Here is a 16,910-nt window from a genome sequence, read left to right as displayed (position 1 = left end):
CCAGTGCCAAGTCTCACAAAAGATAGGTTTGAGTGAAAGGCTATCTCAGGTAGTTTCACATAAGATTAAAAAAATCGAATGATACAAATTTCAATTATGACTTGGATTTGATTATACCTAAACCGTAAAGTGGCCATTTATGATTAGGTTTAATATTATTCACAATCATCGCAATCAATACTAAAGCCACAGATCCTAAAAGCACAGGAAAAATGAGGAAATTCCATCCATAGCTGATTGAATCTGCTGTCAATAAAATGACCAATGGATTTGCTCCTGCTGGAGGATGCACACATCTAAAAAATTGCATTAAGGCAATCGCACAACCGACTGATAAAGCTACAGTCAAAATCGAATCAGGAAAGAACTTAAGAAAAAATAGACCGATAAAAGCAGAAATAAAATGACCGAAAATCACATTTCTAGGTTGAGCTAATGGCGACTGTGATACTGCATAAAGAATTACACAAGTTGCGCCAAAAGGCGCCATGATATAAATATTTCCCGTTAATTTACTCAACAAAAGTAGCAAAAAAATACTAATTGTTCCTCCAATAAAGCTCCGAATCATTTCGTGCGGTTTAGGAAAAGCAGTAAGTTTTTCTTTTCCTTCAAAAATTGAAAGCATACTGATATCGCCTTTTTAATATTGTTTTAAAAGCATAATACAGATAAAATAAAAATAGTACAGATCTGTACTATTTTTATTTTCAGGATTGCAAGGATGTCAAAATCAGCATTAAAAATTCTTGATACAGCAGAAAAACTATTTAACCAAAATAGCTTTGTTGGCGTTGGTGTAGACTTAATTCGAGATCAATCAGGGTGTTCGAAAACCACGATGTACACGTACTACAAAAATAAGATGCAGTTGGTTGAATCCGTTCTCAAAGCTCGTGATGAAAAATTTAAAGCGAGTTTGTTTCAATATATCGGCAAATCAGAAGGTCTTGCTGCAATAAACAAAATTTTTGATTGGCATATGCAGTGGTTTCAACAAGACTCCTTTAAAGGATGCTTATTCGTTAGAGCTGTTGCTGAATCGAACCAAGATGATAAATCTATAATCTCAGTTGCTCAAAATCATAAGCAATGGATAAAAGAATTAATATCAACACATTGCTTGAATATGGGCCGACAAGACTTATCCGAATTAATTTACACACTAATAGAAGGATTAATTAGCCGATTCTTGGTAGATGGATTTGATCCTCAACTTGGTGCTCTGATTAAGAAAAATATAAATCATCTATTAGAGGAATGACTTTGATTTAAAGCTACGCATATTTTGCCTAAATCAGTTTTGCTTCAGATATCAAAGTAAAAAAATTTGATTAATCACGATTTTTTCATAAAGGTGAAAGTCTCACATAGCGCTGAGTTTCTACAGTTTCAATAAAAGCTCCTGATTGGCATAAATGCTCACAATTTATAATTTTCTTTAGAAATCAGATAGAAGAAATATCTTCTAAATTATGATTAATTTATATACAGTTGTATTTTTTAAACTGACCCAATCAATATTTTTTTATATTAAAAATAAAATACTTAATTAAAACATCATTGCCAACCCGACAAATAGCAAGCCCTAAACTTGTTAGTTAAACTAAACAGTGATACAACATTGAAGCCTAATCTGAATTATCTTTTTTGATCAGATTAGGAGACATAACAATAAAATGAATGGAACGATTTGGCTTTATGCATATTTCATTCTTCACTCAAGCACGACTACAAAAATGAAAAACAAAAAGGAATTATGTAATGAAATTGCTAAATTCTTTCTATGCTGCTGTTGGGATCGGTGTCACGATACTTGCGACCACCATCGGCATAGCAAATAAAACAATTAATCCAACACCAAATGTGACACCAGACTTAAGCTATTTAAGTCCTCAACCCGACCCCGTGACCTCCCCAGATGTCACGCTCCCAGGTACTCCCGTTGCATTAAAAAACACCCGACTCGGAACTAGACAATCTCCGAGTCAACCTCAAGTCCCATTACTTTCCAATGCCAATGCTCAATGGCAATTGTATGATCGACCTGCTGAATATCCCAAGTCGGTGACCTTGCCAGCACAGTGGATTACCATGCGTGATGGAACGCGAATCGCCACTTATGTCACGCTCCCTGCGGATGAGTCAGGTCGTCCTATCAATGCAAAATTCCCTGTGATTGTTATTCAAACGGCCTATAGCGCAGGGGTTGCAGGTAAGGTTTCAGCAATAGCAGGTGGTGCAGACCCGGAAATGGTGAAACGTGGCTACGCAACAGTCGTTGCAGATGTTCGTGGAACAGGCAACTCTACAGGTAAGTGGGAAGCTTTTGGTAAAGTCGAACAACAAGATGCTTATGAAATTATTGACTGGTCAAGTAAACAAAGCTTCTCTGATGGAAATGTCGGCTTATATGGCGTTTCTTATTTAGGAATCACGGCGATGCTGGGTGCAGCGACACAACATCCAGCAATCAAGGCAGCGTTCCCAATCGTACCTATGGGTGATGCGTACCGCGATATTCTTTTCAATGGCGGGCAGCTAAATACTAACTTCATTCCACTTTGGATGAGTTTAATTACACTGTTGGGTACTTTACCGATTGATACCTTGGTGCAAGATCCGATTACTGGAAAACTGACCGCACTCGATAAAATTATTAACAGTACAGAATTCCAAATACCGCTTTTTGCCAATGCTCTAAAAGGCAAAGCTGATGCCTTTGATAATGACTTTTGGCAAGAAAGATCGCTGTTAGAACAAGCCAATAATATTAAAGTTCCGACTTTTATTGTCGGGGGAACACGTGATTTGTTCCAACGCAGTGAACCGCTTTGGCATGAAGCATTAAAAGGTCATACCACAGTAAAAACCTTTATTGGCCCTTGGGCACACATTCAAGCCGCACAACTTTTCCCAAGTTTGCCTAAAGGTAATGTACCGCGTTTAGACAAAATGCAACTTCAATGGTTTGATCAATATTTAAAAGGCATCAACACTGGCGCTGAAACTCTACCTAATGTCACACAATGGGTGCACGGTTATGAAGATTATGTCGTCAGTACGGATTGGCCGCATGTAGCATTAGAACCTGATCGTTTATTCTTAAATACACGTGGAAATCTTGCAAAAGATCGACCAACGTCAAGCTCTGGTGAAAATTACTTATTACAAGCGCCAACTTTCGGTTTATGCTCAAGTACCGTTGAACAAGTTCTCATTGGTGCAACGTCTATCCTACCGTTCCCATGTCTAGAAAATAGCAACTTGGCGAATATTCCTGCTTCGGTCTTTAACTCAGTACCATTAACTGAAGACTATTATTTAAATGGGCCGATACAAGCTGACTTGTGGATTTCATCCAGCTCTAAAGACAGTGGTTTAGTCGTACGTGTATCCGATGTGGACCCAAGAACGGGCAATGCTAAAACATTAAGCACGGGTATTATCACAGCGTCCATGCGTAAAGTTGACGAATCACGTTCTCGTTATATCAAAGGACAAATGATTCAACCTTGGCATACATTTAAAGCATCGGATATTCAACCTTTAGACAAAAACAAGCCAGTCTTGGTCAATGTTGAGATTCCAGCAACTGCTGCGCTTATTCCTAAAGGACATCGTATTCAAATTTCGGTGGTTTCCAGTGATGTATGGAAAGGCGTTGCCCCATTACCAAGTTTAACTTCATCGCTTTTGGGATCGATTTCGATCTATTCGAATTCACAATACCCATCAAGCGTGGTTTTACCAAAAGTCCCGACTCAATATCTGAAGCATTAATTTTTAGATTTCTTATAAACAGCGTCTGAGCATGAATCCATGCTCAGACTTTTTTTATGTTGAATATATTGGTTTGATCAACACTTGTCTTAGAATCGGAGGATAAACTTTACTTTTAATTTTACTGTCCACGATCGAATGCACACAATGTAGTGTTGTATCCTAAAAGCCTTTAAGCGATGCAAGATGAATAAAAATTGTAGCGTTAATCATTAAAACTGCCGAGGCACAACGTTACAGATACATTTCAACATTGAAACAGCCCCATCGCTCATGTAGTTTGCTTGGAAACTGATAAAAAATTCAAACGTTTTGTACAGATGAGGCGATTGAGTCACAGCGCCACCCATACAGAACTGAGAAGAGGATCCTTCATGAACATAATGAAAACGATGCTGGTAAGTTGCATTACGCTATGCTCAGCAACTACATTTGCTCAAGACTCTACTTTAACAGGCAACAATCCTGCTTACGGTGACAATCCAAATTTAGCCAAAGTACTTGCAGTCAAAGCACAAGAGACTTTGCAAAATACAGCCAACACCGTTGATGATGCGACCAAGCGTGGTATTGCTAAAATCAAACCATCCGTCGATTCAGCTTGGCAAAACACCAAAGAATTCACCAATGAAAAAGCGATTGCATTACGTGACGGTGCTCGTCAAGGCGTGGATACAACTGTTAAATCTGTGCAGCATGCTAAACAGAACCTCGTCGGTGCAGGTGGTGTTCCCATCGAAAGAGGCAGTTTGAGTCAACCCAACCCAACGACAGCACCTGCTGTCACAGCCTCCCCGGCTCCAACTACTGCATCGGTCGCTTTACCCGTTCAAGAAAATTCAGTCAACCTTGAAACTGCGCAATCAGCCAACACCACGCTAGCAAGTCAAAATCAAGCACCTGAAGCAGAACCGACCATTCAGCGTCAAAGTGTTGCTTTACCTAATAGTGGAGCTACCACCTCTAGTCCAGCTGTAGATGACAGTGATGCAGGTGTCCCACGTTAAACCCTGTCGTTTTATTCAAACCTAAGTGGAGTTTATTTATTAGGTTGAGTTTATTTATATCTCTTCAATAAAAAAGGTGCTGTGAGAAGCACCTTTTTTATTGCTTAACTTCAGTTGACGTGACGGATCGGTTGACCCGCTTTAAATGCAGCTGCGTTTTCCTGTACTTGTTGCACAATGCGTTGACGTGCTTCAACGCTTCCCCATGCACTGTGTGGTGTAATAATGAGATTAGGGATATCCGAATTCAATAACACATTGCCTTGCTGAGGCGGTTCTATACTCAATACATCAGTCGCTGCCCCTGCGATTCTCCGATTGATTAGTGCTTCCGCCAATGCTTGTTCATTCACAATGCCACCACGGGCACAATTAATTAAATATGCACTTTCTTTCATTAGACTGAATGCTTCTGCATCAATTAAGTCGCGTGTTGTTTCAGTTAATGGACAATGTAAGCTAATAAAGTCTGATTGAAGCAGCAAGCTTTCTAAACTGACACGATCAGCGGCTGCAGGTCGTCCTGGTAAATGAGCCACAATCACCTTCATACCAAAGGCTTCAGCCAATTTCGCTACTGCTTGACCAAGTTCACCATAGCCCAAAATCCCTAAGGTCTTACCATTCAATTCAGCAATGGGGAAATCTAATAAACAGAATTGTGATGCTTTATTCCATTCACCCGCACGAACTGCACGATCATATTGAATAAAAGACGTTGCCAAGTTGAGCATCAACATCATGGTATGTTGAGCTACAGCGGCAGTACCATATGCCTGACAGTTACATACCACAATGTTTTGCGCTTTTGCTTGGATTAAATCGACATTATTGGTGCCTGTGGCCGAAATTAAAATTAATTTAAGCTGCGGTCGTTTTTGCATCATGTCTGCCGTAATCACCACTTTATTGGTCACCACCACATCTACATCCGCAATGCGTTCAAGCACTTGATCTGGATCAGTGCGCTCAAAGAATGTTACCTCATCAAAGACTTGATACCACCCCGAAAAATCTAAATCATTCTGATCGAGAGAGAATTGATCCAAAAAAACAGCTTTCACGTTGAACCTCAGCAATATTTATCTGCATTTCGACTGCAAGATTTTCATGATAATTCAACTGATTGTAAGCTTAATTGTAAGTCAACAATAGTTGATTTGACTGGTTTTTTGTCTCAGATTGCGTCGTTGCTGCACGCTGTGCTTTTAGGGAAAATTGATCTTCTTTTAGTGCATTTAAATATGCCGTTGCCAAACGATACGCCTCTTCACAAATACGTTCAGAAATCCGATCTTCTGTGTAATAACCATGTTTCATACAAGTAAAGATCATTTCAATAATGATCAACATACTGTCAGGTTGTTGCGGTAAATAATCATCTACCCGAATTGCTTTAAGTGCATCTCTTAAATCTTGACTGAACTGTTTGAGTTCCATTTGATGACGTAAATACACTTGTCGGTTCAGTGGACCTGACAATATTAATAATCGTGCCACAGCAGATTCATTATAAAACTTGGCAGTGGTTTCAATCACAGCTGCAGCCACCATTCGACCATAAGCCGCCATACTTTCGTGCGGATGTTCGCGTATGACGTTTAAACCAGCGTCCTTGAGCAAGCTTACTAGTTTCTGCAAATGCAACTGTGCCATATGATGCAACAAATCATATTTTGTCGGAAAGAACTGATAAATACTCGCTCTTGGAATGTTTGAAGCATTGGCAATTTCAGGAATTGAAATTGACTCTAAGCCCATTTTAACTAAAAGTTTTTCAGCGGTTTGAATCACCTGCATAACACGACGATGTGTACGCGATTGTTTTGGAGGATTCATTCCTGTTTCAGTTTTTGCAATTTTCTTTTTATTCATTTGTCCCACCTAAATTCCATTTATATGGGTTTTTTTGTGCTCAAGTAGACACGTGAAAGATGCATGAATATTCTGATATTCATGAATACATCATCATTTGAATCATTCAAATTCGTTATATATTGCCTGATCTTAGCAACGAAACAGAGTCATTCCGTCGCTTTCGTTACAAAATAAACACGGGTAAATTTTAAACAATATCACTTTTTATGACAGATTGAGACCTATCACACACTCTATCTTTTTTACTTAAAGATAAAAAAAGCGCCGAAGCGCTTTGATCAATAACTATGAAAAATTCAGCCTTACTCCACTGAAAATTTTTCTGCTTCACCAACAGTATCTGATTCAAAAATACAGTTTCCTAACTCATCGCAGTGCATATAGAGATGCTTATAACTGATGCTAAAGAAACCTTCGCCCTTTTTCACAATCAAAGGGCTCATATCCGCACTGAGCGCATCATCCATTTTGATCAATTTGGTGACACGGCGATCATTCATACAAATGAGATAGTGCTGTTTTTTAATTTCAATCTGGGCCAATCCAGTACTTTCCACATGTAATGGAATAATATATTTACCATTAATATCAATCACATGTTGTTCATAGCTTTCTAGTTTTTGGGTGATCACGTTAAAGACCAACACTTTGCCAAAGCTGTCATGAAGTTGTGTTTTATTTTCAAACGGCAAATGAATCGAAATACCGAGCTTTTGTAGATCTTGTTCATCTACTCGTTTGTTGGTCAGTAAAATACGGGTAATCGTCTGTTTAAGACTGGCATCAAAAAAGCTACTGTCTAGTTGTAGATCGATGGTTTTTAAAATATTACCTAATGCTTCATTGTGGGTGCCAAGCAGATGTGCGATCACGCTTCGATAGTAAAATTTACTGTTCTTTTTAACTGCTCGAATCTGGCGATAAAAGTAAGTTGCATCAAATTCATGTTCAATAAAATCATGCAATAACGCAGAATTTGCTAATACAGCAACCGCATCATGACCCGTATAAGGTAAATGAAGTGTATTGAGTTGAGGAATAAGTGGCTTAATCTTTTCATAGTGCTCGCGATCCAGATCAAAGTAAGGATCATAAACCACGATATATTCTGCATCGCACGCAATATCTGTCGCGTCAATTTGCATGTCAGCATTGACCTTAGGATCGTAAAAATCAGTATAACGGCGGTCTTCGATTTCAGCAGGATTAATTGAATATTGTGGCACCATAGAGACCACACGTGCTGCGCCCAATAGCTTACTGTACTTAATCGCTGCGTAGCCGCCCATAGAACCACCATAAGCCACGACACGCTGAAATTGATTCAACAAAGGTGATATTTGCTCGATTAAAGCGTGCATGCTCAGTGATGGGAACCATGACTTTTGTTTTGGCATGATACCAATGACATTGTAGTCATATTTGGCTAAGGATTTTTCAGCATTAATGGCATTGCCTTTGGCACGACTGATCAAGTCACCAAAAGAGAGAACCAATGTTTCTGTTGTTCCTTTTAAATAAATTGCTCTGATGTGTTCGTCTTCAAATACTATTTGCTTATCCATTGCAATTCCGAAAAAGGGTTCTCATCATCTGGTTTGCAAAATGAATCAATCGTTCACTTGCTTACATCACATTGTCGGTGTCATATTTTATAGATACTGTTCAGATTAAAAAGCGCAAAATATGACACATTCACTTCATCCTGCTGCTGAAAATGGGTTTAGTTCTGCGGCTGAACTTTATCAACAAGTCCGACCAAATTATCCACAGGCTATCGTCACGTGGTTGAAAGATGAGTTGAATATTCATCCTGATGCAGTTGCGATTGACTTAGGTTCAGGGACAGGAAAATTCCTGCACTATCTAAAACAAGTCACCTCGAACATAATCGCCGTTGAACCGATTCCAGCAATGCTCGAACAATTGAAAATAGTACATCCTGAGGTGAAGACACTACAAGCATCAAGCTATCAAATTGCGCAATTAATGCATAGTGTTGATGCTATTTTATGCGCACAGTCATTTCATTGGTTTGCTGAACGCCAAACATTGCAAGAAATGCATCGCCTTCTTAAACCCCAAGGGCATTTAGGTCTAGTCTGGAACCAACGAGATATCTCAGTGGATTGGGTCAAAGCATTGGCGGATTACATCGCACCTTTTGAGTCCGATACGCCACGCTTTCACAGCAACCAATGGCAAAATGTATTTCAGCAGCAAGAATTATTTGAATACCAAAGTTTAAGTACCTTCACTCAGTATCAAGTCGGCAGTGTTGAACAGGTCGTCAGCAAACGACTCCTATCTACCAGTTTTATTGCGGTAATGTCAGCGGCAGACCAAGCAAAAATGAAAACAGCATTTGAATCGATCGTATTTGAACATACGGGACTCATGCCCCATGATGAAGTTTCCTTTCCTTATATCACTTATGCCTATCACTATCGTGCGCGATAAACTAAACTTAATCTCGATCATTCATTAAAAAAACCAACAGAGGATTGACTCTCATGACGGCAAATCTTCACCCTATTAAACTTTCGATATTTGCACTCTGCTTGAGTATGCCTTTCATGCTCATTGGATGCCAAAAAACAGAACAAAACCCTCAGACCGAACAAAAAGAATCCGTTGATCCATCTGTTGAATTGAAAACACAAATTGAAGCACAGCCGATCAAATCGTTTGAATCCACTCCAAATGACGCACATGACGTTGCTTTGCTGAATCAATATGAGCAAAGTTTTGAGCAATTAAGTGATGAGCTAGACGCAGAACTTCAGCAATTAAAAGCAGATGGCAATTTAAATGCGGATATGGAGTTTCAGCGTAAACGAGATCTCATTCAGTCCTCCCTCAATATGTTGAAAGAATTAGATCTTAAGACGGAACAAGGTAGATATATTCAAGGCTTATTTTATCAATACTGGGAAAATCAGATTGAGGTCTATCAAGAGCTCGAACAGTCTCCTGAAGATGAGCTTCGAAATCCTAAAGATGCAATTCGAAATATGAGTGATTATTATACTGCGAAAGCCCAACTCCAACATTGGAGTCAAAATACTAGTGTCACGAAAGAACAATAGCGTACATAGTAAAAGTACAGCACAATTTTAGAAACGGTGTTCTGCCTGCTTAAGAAATACGTACTCGACATTGCCACGATGTTGGGGCATCTGTTTGAGTACGGTCTTGAGCAACTTCCCAAGGTCGCACATACGCCAATTCAATGAGTTCCTGACCAGGCTTTAGCGCAGTCAGCGTCACTGTCTTTTCACCTCCAACGCCTACCATCGCTTTTGATTTTTCAGTCGCCAAATATTGTTCTTCAACTTTAAAGAGATGAAGCGGTTGCATAATTTGCCATTGATAACCCGTACTTGGATTTTCTGCTGCATTAAATTCTAAGGTTTCACCCACTTTCATCACCAATAGTGCAGGACAATTTTGCTGATCAGTATAGTGATGGGACTCCGCTTGCACTTCAGAGACTGGATTTTGACATGCGGCAAGACTACTCCCGAGTATGCCAATACATAAACTTATCCATAAGGATGTCTTGCCAACGCTCATGATCCCACTCTCTCATTTATCTAATGATCAAAACTTTGAGCTGAAAATCATTTCAAACTCATCAATCTCAAATCATATTTAAATATTTCGCTTTTCTAACCATTCAATTGATTCGACGCGAATTAATTTGCATGCACCATCACCGATACCATTCCAATCCAAAGCTGACTTCCACACCAAATCTTTGGCATTGATTTGAACCAATTCCCCTTCTAAGCGCACCAGATCACCACGTTGAACTTTCTTAATTTCTTTCGCAATTTGTGGATTAGCCGGGATAATGTGCATGTTACTCACCAACTGTGTTGCTAAGCGTGGGTGAATCGGTGGTTTTGCCATTTTCCAATTTAAGTAGCGGTCATACTGATTAATCGAAATTTGTCGTGCAATTCCAGGTTCTGTGAAAATACCGCGGGTCACTGCATAGTCGATGGGTGAAAATTGGGCTTGCGGATCATCGGTATATTCTTTCGAACCAAGAATACGAAATTCCCCTTCAAAAGGTTCCAATACCGAAATTTTTTGATCTGCCGAAGCTGGCGGCAAACCATTGGCAATATTAAAGTCGCTCGACTTCACACTGGCAGAGCTATAAGCCGAAACACCACCAAGGGCGATACATAATGCGAGAACTAACTTTTTCAACAGACATCCATCCTTCTTGCTAAGTGTCAAAAACAACCCAACCGCAGCACATACATCTACTATGGACAACATCCGACTGAATTGTATTTAACCTAAATCTATATGATCTATCTTAGAACTTCATTCTGAAAAGGAAATTGATGAACAGTAACAATCTATCGTGATTTAGTCACAATTTTGTCTACTGTTAAAAGTGTATTCAACGTGTAAAATAATCAAATAATGGAAGATGTTAAGAACAAAAATGATCTACAAATTTTATCAGCAACGAGTATTCCCTCATATTCTGAATCAAGTCATGCAGTTACCAAGTATGATGGATAGCAGACGCCGTCTTCTGCTTCCGATTCAAGGTGAGGTATTAGAAATTGGTTTTGGTACAGGAATTAACCTGCCATTTTATCAAGCTGTGGACAGTCTCTATGCGCTTGAACCGAGTTTAGATGTATACAAATTAGCTGAACAGCGTATTCAAGATGCACCGTTCCATGTGGAACATGTTCATGCTAAAGCGGAAAATTTACCTTTTGAAGATCAATCTATTCAACATGTCGTCAGTACATGGACATTGTGTAGTGTGAGTCATGTTCAACAAGTTCTACATGAAATTAAACGTGTATTACGCATCGGTGGCACTTTGCATTTGGTTGAACATGTCGCTTACGATGCACAACAGCAAAAGAGTTTAAAGCGTCTTCAAGATCTTTTAACGCCAGTACAGAAAGTGATTGCTGATGGTTGTCATTTGAACAGAAATATCGAGCAAGCACTGCTTGATGCTGGCTTTGAGATTTCTGAACTCGATTATTTCGAAGCAGAAGAAGTGCCCAAAGTAGGCCGTCGCATGATGCTTGCTCGCGCGACTAAAACCAACTGATCACTTCTAAGTAGTGGATTATTGATCCAAGCTAGTCTTGAAAGTCGATACGGATCGTCTCAAAACGCACACGCCCTTCGGCAATTGCATTCGCAATTGCCATCTGACCTTTGGTGAGCCGTGCTCCACCACTTTTAATATCAATCAATACAACTTCAATATCTTCTGCTGCGCCATCACCATCACGGAAATCTGTATATCCATCAAATACCACATAGTCGACAGGATCACCTAAGAATTTAGCATCACTGGGTAAATATTGAAATTCTGGCATAATCGGTGCTAATTGTTCAGCCATTTTACCTTTCAACACCGCACGACTGGTATTTACACTGCGTTTTTGAGCAGCAGCTAATGCGTGTTGATGCTCAAGTTCAAGCTCTGCAATATATTGTTCATATTCTGCTTTGATACGGCCATTGCGGGTTGAGCTCAACATCATTGTGGTGATTACCACGCCAATACAGGCGCCTATTAATATTGCCATCCAAATGGACATTGACGTTCTCTATGACTTGTTATGCGGACAATTTAAACAAGAACTAAACTTTTGTCATGTATGCGCGTTTTGGCTGATTTTAATGCTAAGCTAAGATTAGACCTTATTTGAAGCATGTATAATTTTAAACTCATGAAAACGATACTGATTGCCAACCAAAAAGGTGGCTGTGGAAAAACAATTTCTGCGATTACGCTGGCGACAGCACTCGCACAGAAAGGTTATAAAGTCGCATTGGCGGATGCGGACAATCAAAAATCTGCATTGCAATGGTTAAAACAGCGCCCAGAATCAGCAACACACATTCAAAGTTTAGATTGGCGCCATGAAAAATCGATTGGTGATGCACCGAAGAATCTTGATTATCTGATTATTGATGCTCCAGGCGCATTAACAGGTGAACACGCTGAACAATTAATTGCAGAATGTCATGCAGTGGTCACACCTCTGCAACCTTCTTTTTTTGATATCGACAGCACGCGTCGCTTCTTAAAACACATCCATGACATTAAACGTATTCGGAAAGGTAAAGTTCAAGTTCATTTGGTGGCAAATCGTGTCAAACCAAATAGTCAGAGTGCTAAAGAGATTCAACAGTTCTTTGCCAAGATTGATCAACAACCTGTTGCTTGGATTTCTGAAAGAACAGCTTATGGTCAATTGGCGATGCAGGGTCTCAACATTTTTGATAAAAATCAAAAAACTTATTTATCAATACAACAACAATGGCAACCCTTGTTAGATGTTTTAATTGATGATCCAAGTGATTGGTTCTAAATAAAGAATACAGATTGTCATCGCACTTTTTTTTCATTTTCATATATGATGTTAAATGCATACTCGAAATGAATCAGATGTGCGGCAGATAAGTTTGAAAATCAAGAATATAGATCAGAGACTTTAGTGCAAGATTTTAATCCAACTTTACAGCGTGTACTTTTATTTGGCTTGTTTTTTATTCTGCTTTATTTGGGATATGACATTGTCAAATACTTTATCGTACCTGTGTTATGGGCTTGTATTATCGCCTATATGACTTGGCCTTTATACAAACGTATTCTCGCTTGGTGTGGTAATCGACCTACATTGGGTGCGTCTGTTATGACGTTCTTATTGGCACTCGTTGTCGGTTTACCGTTCACCTTTGCTATCTTCTTACTTCAACATGAAGGCCGAAACTTATTCTTTGATTTACAGCGCCAACTGGCTTCTGGTCATATCACCGTTCCTGACGTGATACGTGAGTTACCCATTGTAGGTAAAGAAGTTTCTCGAATTGTACGTGACATCAATGCCGACCCAAATGCACTTTTCAGTAATATTAGTGTATGGATTCAAGGACATCTAAATTACGGTAAATTCGTGATTAGCGAAATTACCAAAAATTTAGTCAAACTTGGTTTTGCCATGCTCTCTCTATTTTTCTTTTACCGTGATGGACAAACGATTGTTCAACAGGTCAGTAAAGCGATGGAGAAAGTCATTGGTCCACGTATCCAACATTATATCGACACGATCTCTGAAACAACGCGTGCAGTAGTATATGGTGTTGGTTTGACTGCCGTTGCACAGTCGATATTGGCAGGAATCAGTTATTACGTTGCTGGTGTTCCAAATCCAATGCTTTTAACCATTATGACCTTTATCATGGCGCTGATTCCTTTTGGCCCTCCAGTGGCATATGGTGCTGTTTCACTGTGGTTATTTTCACAAGGTCAGACCGTTGAGGCGATTGGCGTAATGGCTTGGGGCGTTTGTGTGGTGAGTACAGCCGACAATGTCATTCGTCCTTTGGTCATTTCAGGTGCTACTCAAATTCCGTTCTTATTGATCATGTTTGGTGTATTGGGTGGTTTAGCGAGCTTTGGTTTAGTTGGACTCTTTATTGGTCCTGTAATTCTCGCCATTCTTTTAGCCATTTGGCGTGAATGGTTACATGAAACACTGGAACCAGAACCCGTGCCTAAAGCCACGATGGCCTACGATCAAGACAATGAAACACCACTCTCATAAGTGGTGTTTTATTTTTACTGATAAGAAATCTATACAATCAAATACTTAAATCGTTCTTGTTGCTAAATGCCAAATTTGTTTCAATGCGTTATCACTTACATGGAACAAGGATAGAACAGCATGCAAATGCAATCGAAAGTTTCAGCATTCAAAATTTCTATGCTCAGTGCATTGCTGAGTTTAGGCTTTGTGGGATGTGCAGCAACGCAAAATACATCTGCATCCAAAGAATCCAACACTAAAATCCAAACCATTCCTGTAAATGCGGTGAGTGCTCAAGGAGTTCATGATCAAATTGGAACGATTAGCTTCCAAGATAGTGACAAAGGTCTTGTGATCACAACGGACTTAACTAAATTATCACCTGGATATCACGGGTTCCATATCCATGAAAAAGGCTCATGTGAACCTGCTGAAAAAGATGGCAAAATGGGTGCTGCGCTTGCCGCTGGTGGACATTACAATCCAAATCAAGCGCCTGGGCATGGTACGCCAAACGATGGTCATCTAGGTGACTTACCAGTGTTAAATGTTGACGCGTCAGGTAATGCAAAAACACAAGTGATTGCACCACGTCTCACACTTGCAGACATTCAAGGTCTATCCATCATGGTACATGCAGGTGGTGACAATTATTCAGACCAACCTAAACCACTAGGTGGTGGGGGTGATCGTGTAGCATGTGGTGTTATACGCTAAACTACACCCAAGACTCATCAAAGGATTAAGCTCTAGCTTAGTCCTTTTTTATTTCGCTGATGATCTATAAAATGTTGTGAGTATCACTTCATATCCATCTTTATAGACATGATTGACATATTAGCTTATTTTTAAATCTACTATCATAAAAAACGATTATTATAAATTATATTTCCCTTAAACAATGCGATCTAGTCCACATAGATTCTAACTTTGCTACAACAACGATTAGGTAAAATAGGATGTCTTCTTTTGTGGGGTTTGAGAATGAATATTAAGTCCTTACGTATTATTGGTTTACTTGAAGGGATTTCATTCCTACTACTGCTCTTTTTTGCCATGCCAATGAAATATATGTTGGATCAGCCTATTTATGTGAAATATATTGGCATGGGACATGGCGTTCTATTTGTGCTGTTTTTAGTCGTATTATTTGTGGTATGCGAGAAGCAAAAGTGGTCTATCAATGTATTTATTCTTGGGCTGATAGCTTCCGTTCTACCCTTTGCCCCTTTTATTTTTGATCGTAAACTCAAACATCTCGAACAAATACAATGATTAAAAAATCCTCCACAAGGAGGATTTTTTATGCTGAAGTGGCTCTTTCTTGCATGATCTGATGAACAATTTTTCTTGGAGCACTAAACCATAGTGCAATAAGGATAAAACAAGCCAATGCATATGCCATCGTGCCATAGGATTCATACATAATGCGTACAATTTCGATCACAACAAAGAATGCAATCATCATAATCATGCCTACTGCGGCAGCAACAGTTCCTTTAGATACCTCAGAAGCATCTAAACTAAAACGATAAAGCACAGAAAAACTGCAGCCCTCACCAAAACTGATTAAGGTCATACCGATAATTAAGCACCATAATAAATAATCCTGCCAAATCGCACCAGCCAAAACAATAAGCGTTCCAACCAACATCAACGGCAATGCAACTACCACGGTCTTTCCTACTGCATAGCGATCAATAACACGAATCAGGACAATATTTCCAATAATTAAACCACCCAATACAGGCACCTGTGCATAGCCATATTGCATATTGGTCAGACCGAGCTGTTCGACCAAAATTACAGGTGACATAGCGATCCACAAAATTAGTGGAATTGAGACCATGGGTACTGACAAAGCCAAGCCCATAAATTTTTTATTTTTAAAAATGGCTTTGAAATCATCCCATACATAACTTAATGGTTGCTTTGGAATACTCAAATGCTGCTCAGGCATTTTTGCTTTAAGACCAAACCAACTTAAGGCTGCTAAAAAGGCAATCCCAATGAAACCCCAATGCCAAGACACATGGTCTATCATAAATGCGCCGAGCACAGGACCAAGCAATGGTGCGATCAATGAAATATTCGCCATTAAAGCCATGACTTTAATCGCATCTCTTTCTTCAAAAATTTCTTGGATGGCAGCATAACCCACAGCTGAAATAATGGTCAGCCCAATCCCTTGTAAAAAACGAAATGCAAGAAATTGCTCTATAGACTGGGTGAATAAAATGAGCAAACAGCAGACTACAAAAAAGAAAACACCTCCAAGGAGTACTTTTTTACGACCTAAGCGATCTGATAACGGTCCTAAAAACCACGCCAAAGATGCTCCACCCAATAAAAAGAAAGACATGGATGATGGCGCCCACTCACTGCCTACACCAAACTCACGTGTAATCGTAAGCATCGCAGGTTGTACAAGATCATTACAGATATAGACTGAAAATTCGAAGAGCACCAATGCCAAAGGAAACATAATTGTTGCCCGACTTAAGGTTGCTTTACTCACCTTTTGCATGTTTTTTTCACATGTTTGAATATTTTTTGGAAGCGTAGTTTACGTGAAATGCATCACAATGCCATGACAAAGTTTTGCGTTTTTGTAACCCTGAACTACGAAACAAAGTCTGAAAATTAAACG

Annotated in this window: 18 protein-coding genes; 10 read left to right on the top strand and 8 right to left on the bottom strand. The window is 39.4% G+C overall.

Annotation, left to right across the window (positions count from 1 at the left end):
- Window positions 1-94: 94 nt before the first annotated feature.
- Window positions 95-628, bottom strand: a complete 534-nt coding sequence (locus tag AC1M89_RS07225; RefSeq protein ID WP_481614073.1) for an HPP family protein — start codon at window positions 626-628, stop codon at window positions 95-97.
- A 96-nt stretch (window positions 629-724) separates the two neighbouring features.
- Here AC1M89_RS07225 and AC1M89_RS07220 point away from each other — a divergent pair, with 96 nt between their 5' ends.
- From AC1M89_RS07220 to AC1M89_RS07210, 3 genes are all read left to right on the top strand, one after another.
- A complete protein-coding gene (locus tag AC1M89_RS07220; RefSeq protein WP_481614072.1) occupies window positions 725-1,264 on the top strand; it encodes a TetR/AcrR family transcriptional regulator in 540 nt (179 codons plus the stop codon).
- A 500-nt stretch (window positions 1,265-1,764) separates the two neighbouring features.
- Window positions 1,765-3,783 (top strand): CocE/NonD family hydrolase, encoded by a 2,019-nt coding sequence (locus AC1M89_RS07215; protein ID WP_481608883.1) that lies wholly within the window; start codon window positions 1,765-1,767, stop codon window positions 3,781-3,783.
- Between the two features lie 374 nt (window positions 3,784-4,157).
- Window positions 4,158-4,790 (top strand): hypothetical protein, encoded by a 633-nt coding sequence (locus AC1M89_RS07210; protein ID WP_481613174.1) that lies wholly within the window; start codon window positions 4,158-4,160, stop codon window positions 4,788-4,790.
- Between the two features lie 110 nt (window positions 4,791-4,900).
- On the opposite strand, the gene AC1M89_RS07205 is transcribed toward AC1M89_RS07210, so the two are convergent.
- The 3 genes from AC1M89_RS07205 to AC1M89_RS07195 form a co-directional block, all read right to left on the bottom strand.
- Complete coding sequence (locus AC1M89_RS07205; RefSeq protein ID WP_481614071.1) at window positions 4,901-5,854, bottom strand: 2-hydroxyacid dehydrogenase; 954 nt, start codon at window positions 5,852-5,854, stop codon at window positions 4,901-4,903.
- A gap of 70 nt (window positions 5,855-5,924) precedes the next feature.
- Entirely contained in the window at window positions 5,925-6,665 is a 741-nt protein-coding gene (locus AC1M89_RS07200; protein WP_481614070.1) for a TetR/AcrR family transcriptional regulator, read from the bottom strand.
- A 305-nt stretch (window positions 6,666-6,970) separates the two neighbouring features.
- Window positions 6,971-8,233: a hypothetical protein gene (locus tag AC1M89_RS07195; RefSeq protein WP_481614069.1), complete on the bottom strand. Its 1,263-nt coding sequence runs from the start codon at window positions 8,231-8,233 to the stop codon at window positions 6,971-6,973.
- Between the two features lie 121 nt (window positions 8,234-8,354).
- On the opposite strand from AC1M89_RS07195, the gene AC1M89_RS07190 reads away from it, so the two are divergent.
- Both AC1M89_RS07190 and AC1M89_RS07185 read left to right on the top strand, forming a co-directional pair.
- Window positions 8,355-9,128 (top strand): class I SAM-dependent methyltransferase, encoded by a 774-nt coding sequence (locus AC1M89_RS07190; RefSeq protein WP_481614068.1) that lies wholly within the window; start codon window positions 8,355-8,357, stop codon window positions 9,126-9,128.
- Between the two features lie 53 nt (window positions 9,129-9,181).
- Window positions 9,182-9,757 (top strand): hypothetical protein, encoded by a 576-nt coding sequence (locus AC1M89_RS07185; RefSeq protein WP_481614067.1) that lies wholly within the window; start codon window positions 9,182-9,184, stop codon window positions 9,755-9,757.
- A gap of 49 nt (window positions 9,758-9,806) precedes the next feature.
- On the opposite strand, the gene AC1M89_RS07180 is transcribed toward AC1M89_RS07185, so the two are convergent.
- Both AC1M89_RS07180 and AC1M89_RS07175 read right to left on the bottom strand, forming a co-directional pair.
- Entirely contained in the window at window positions 9,807-10,244 is a 438-nt protein-coding gene (locus AC1M89_RS07180; RefSeq protein WP_481614066.1) for a protease inhibitor I42 family protein, read from the bottom strand.
- A gap of 78 nt (window positions 10,245-10,322) precedes the next feature.
- Window positions 10,323-10,892, bottom strand: coding sequence for a hypothetical protein (locus AC1M89_RS07175; RefSeq protein ID WP_481593415.1), 570 nt, complete (start codon window positions 10,890-10,892; stop codon window positions 10,323-10,325).
- 241 nt (window positions 10,893-11,133) lie between these two features.
- On the opposite strand from AC1M89_RS07175, the gene AC1M89_RS07170 reads away from it, so the two are divergent.
- Window positions 11,134-11,766, top strand: coding sequence for a class I SAM-dependent methyltransferase (locus AC1M89_RS07170; RefSeq protein ID WP_035264378.1), 633 nt, complete (start codon window positions 11,134-11,136; stop codon window positions 11,764-11,766).
- A 31-nt stretch (window positions 11,767-11,797) separates the two neighbouring features.
- Here AC1M89_RS07170 and AC1M89_RS07165 read toward each other — a convergent pair whose 3' ends face one another.
- Window positions 11,798-12,265, bottom strand: coding sequence for a Holliday junction resolvase-like protein (locus AC1M89_RS07165; protein ID WP_092766687.1), 468 nt, complete (start codon window positions 12,263-12,265; stop codon window positions 11,798-11,800).
- 132 nt (window positions 12,266-12,397) lie between these two features.
- Here AC1M89_RS07165 and AC1M89_RS07160 point away from each other — a divergent pair, with 132 nt between their 5' ends.
- The 4 genes from AC1M89_RS07160 (at window position 12,398) to AC1M89_RS07145 (ending at window position 15,535) form a co-directional block, all read left to right on the top strand.
- Window positions 12,398-13,042: a ParA family protein gene (locus tag AC1M89_RS07160; RefSeq protein ID WP_092766778.1), complete on the top strand. Its 645-nt coding sequence runs from the start codon at window positions 12,398-12,400 to the stop codon at window positions 13,040-13,042.
- A gap of 126 nt (window positions 13,043-13,168) precedes the next feature.
- Entirely contained in the window at window positions 13,169-14,278 is a 1,110-nt protein-coding gene (locus AC1M89_RS07155) for an AI-2E family transporter (RefSeq protein WP_035264258.1), read from the top strand.
- A 120-nt stretch (window positions 14,279-14,398) separates the two neighbouring features.
- Window positions 14,399-14,977 (top strand): superoxide dismutase [Cu-Zn] SodC, encoded by a 579-nt coding sequence (sodC, locus tag AC1M89_RS07150; protein WP_373687194.1) that lies wholly within the window; start codon window positions 14,399-14,401, stop codon window positions 14,975-14,977.
- Window positions 14,978-15,244: 267 nt separating this feature from the next.
- Window positions 15,245-15,535, top strand: a complete 291-nt coding sequence (locus AC1M89_RS07145) for a DUF3817 domain-containing protein (RefSeq protein ID WP_179998758.1) — start codon at window positions 15,245-15,247, stop codon at window positions 15,533-15,535.
- A gap of 28 nt (window positions 15,536-15,563) precedes the next feature.
- On the opposite strand, the gene craA is transcribed toward AC1M89_RS07145, so the two are convergent.
- Window positions 15,564-16,787 carry a chloramphenicol efflux MFS transporter CraA gene (gene craA / locus AC1M89_RS07140; RefSeq protein ID WP_035264265.1) on the bottom strand — a complete coding sequence of 408 codons (1,224 nt, stop codon included), beginning with the start codon at window positions 16,785-16,787 and terminating at the stop codon, window positions 15,564-15,566.
- Window positions 16,788-16,910: the final 123 nt, after the last annotated feature.

The sequence above is a fragment of the Acinetobacter sp. ANC_7635 genome, from assembly GCF_056779945.1.
This window is presented reverse-complemented; position numbering and strand designations above follow the sequence as displayed.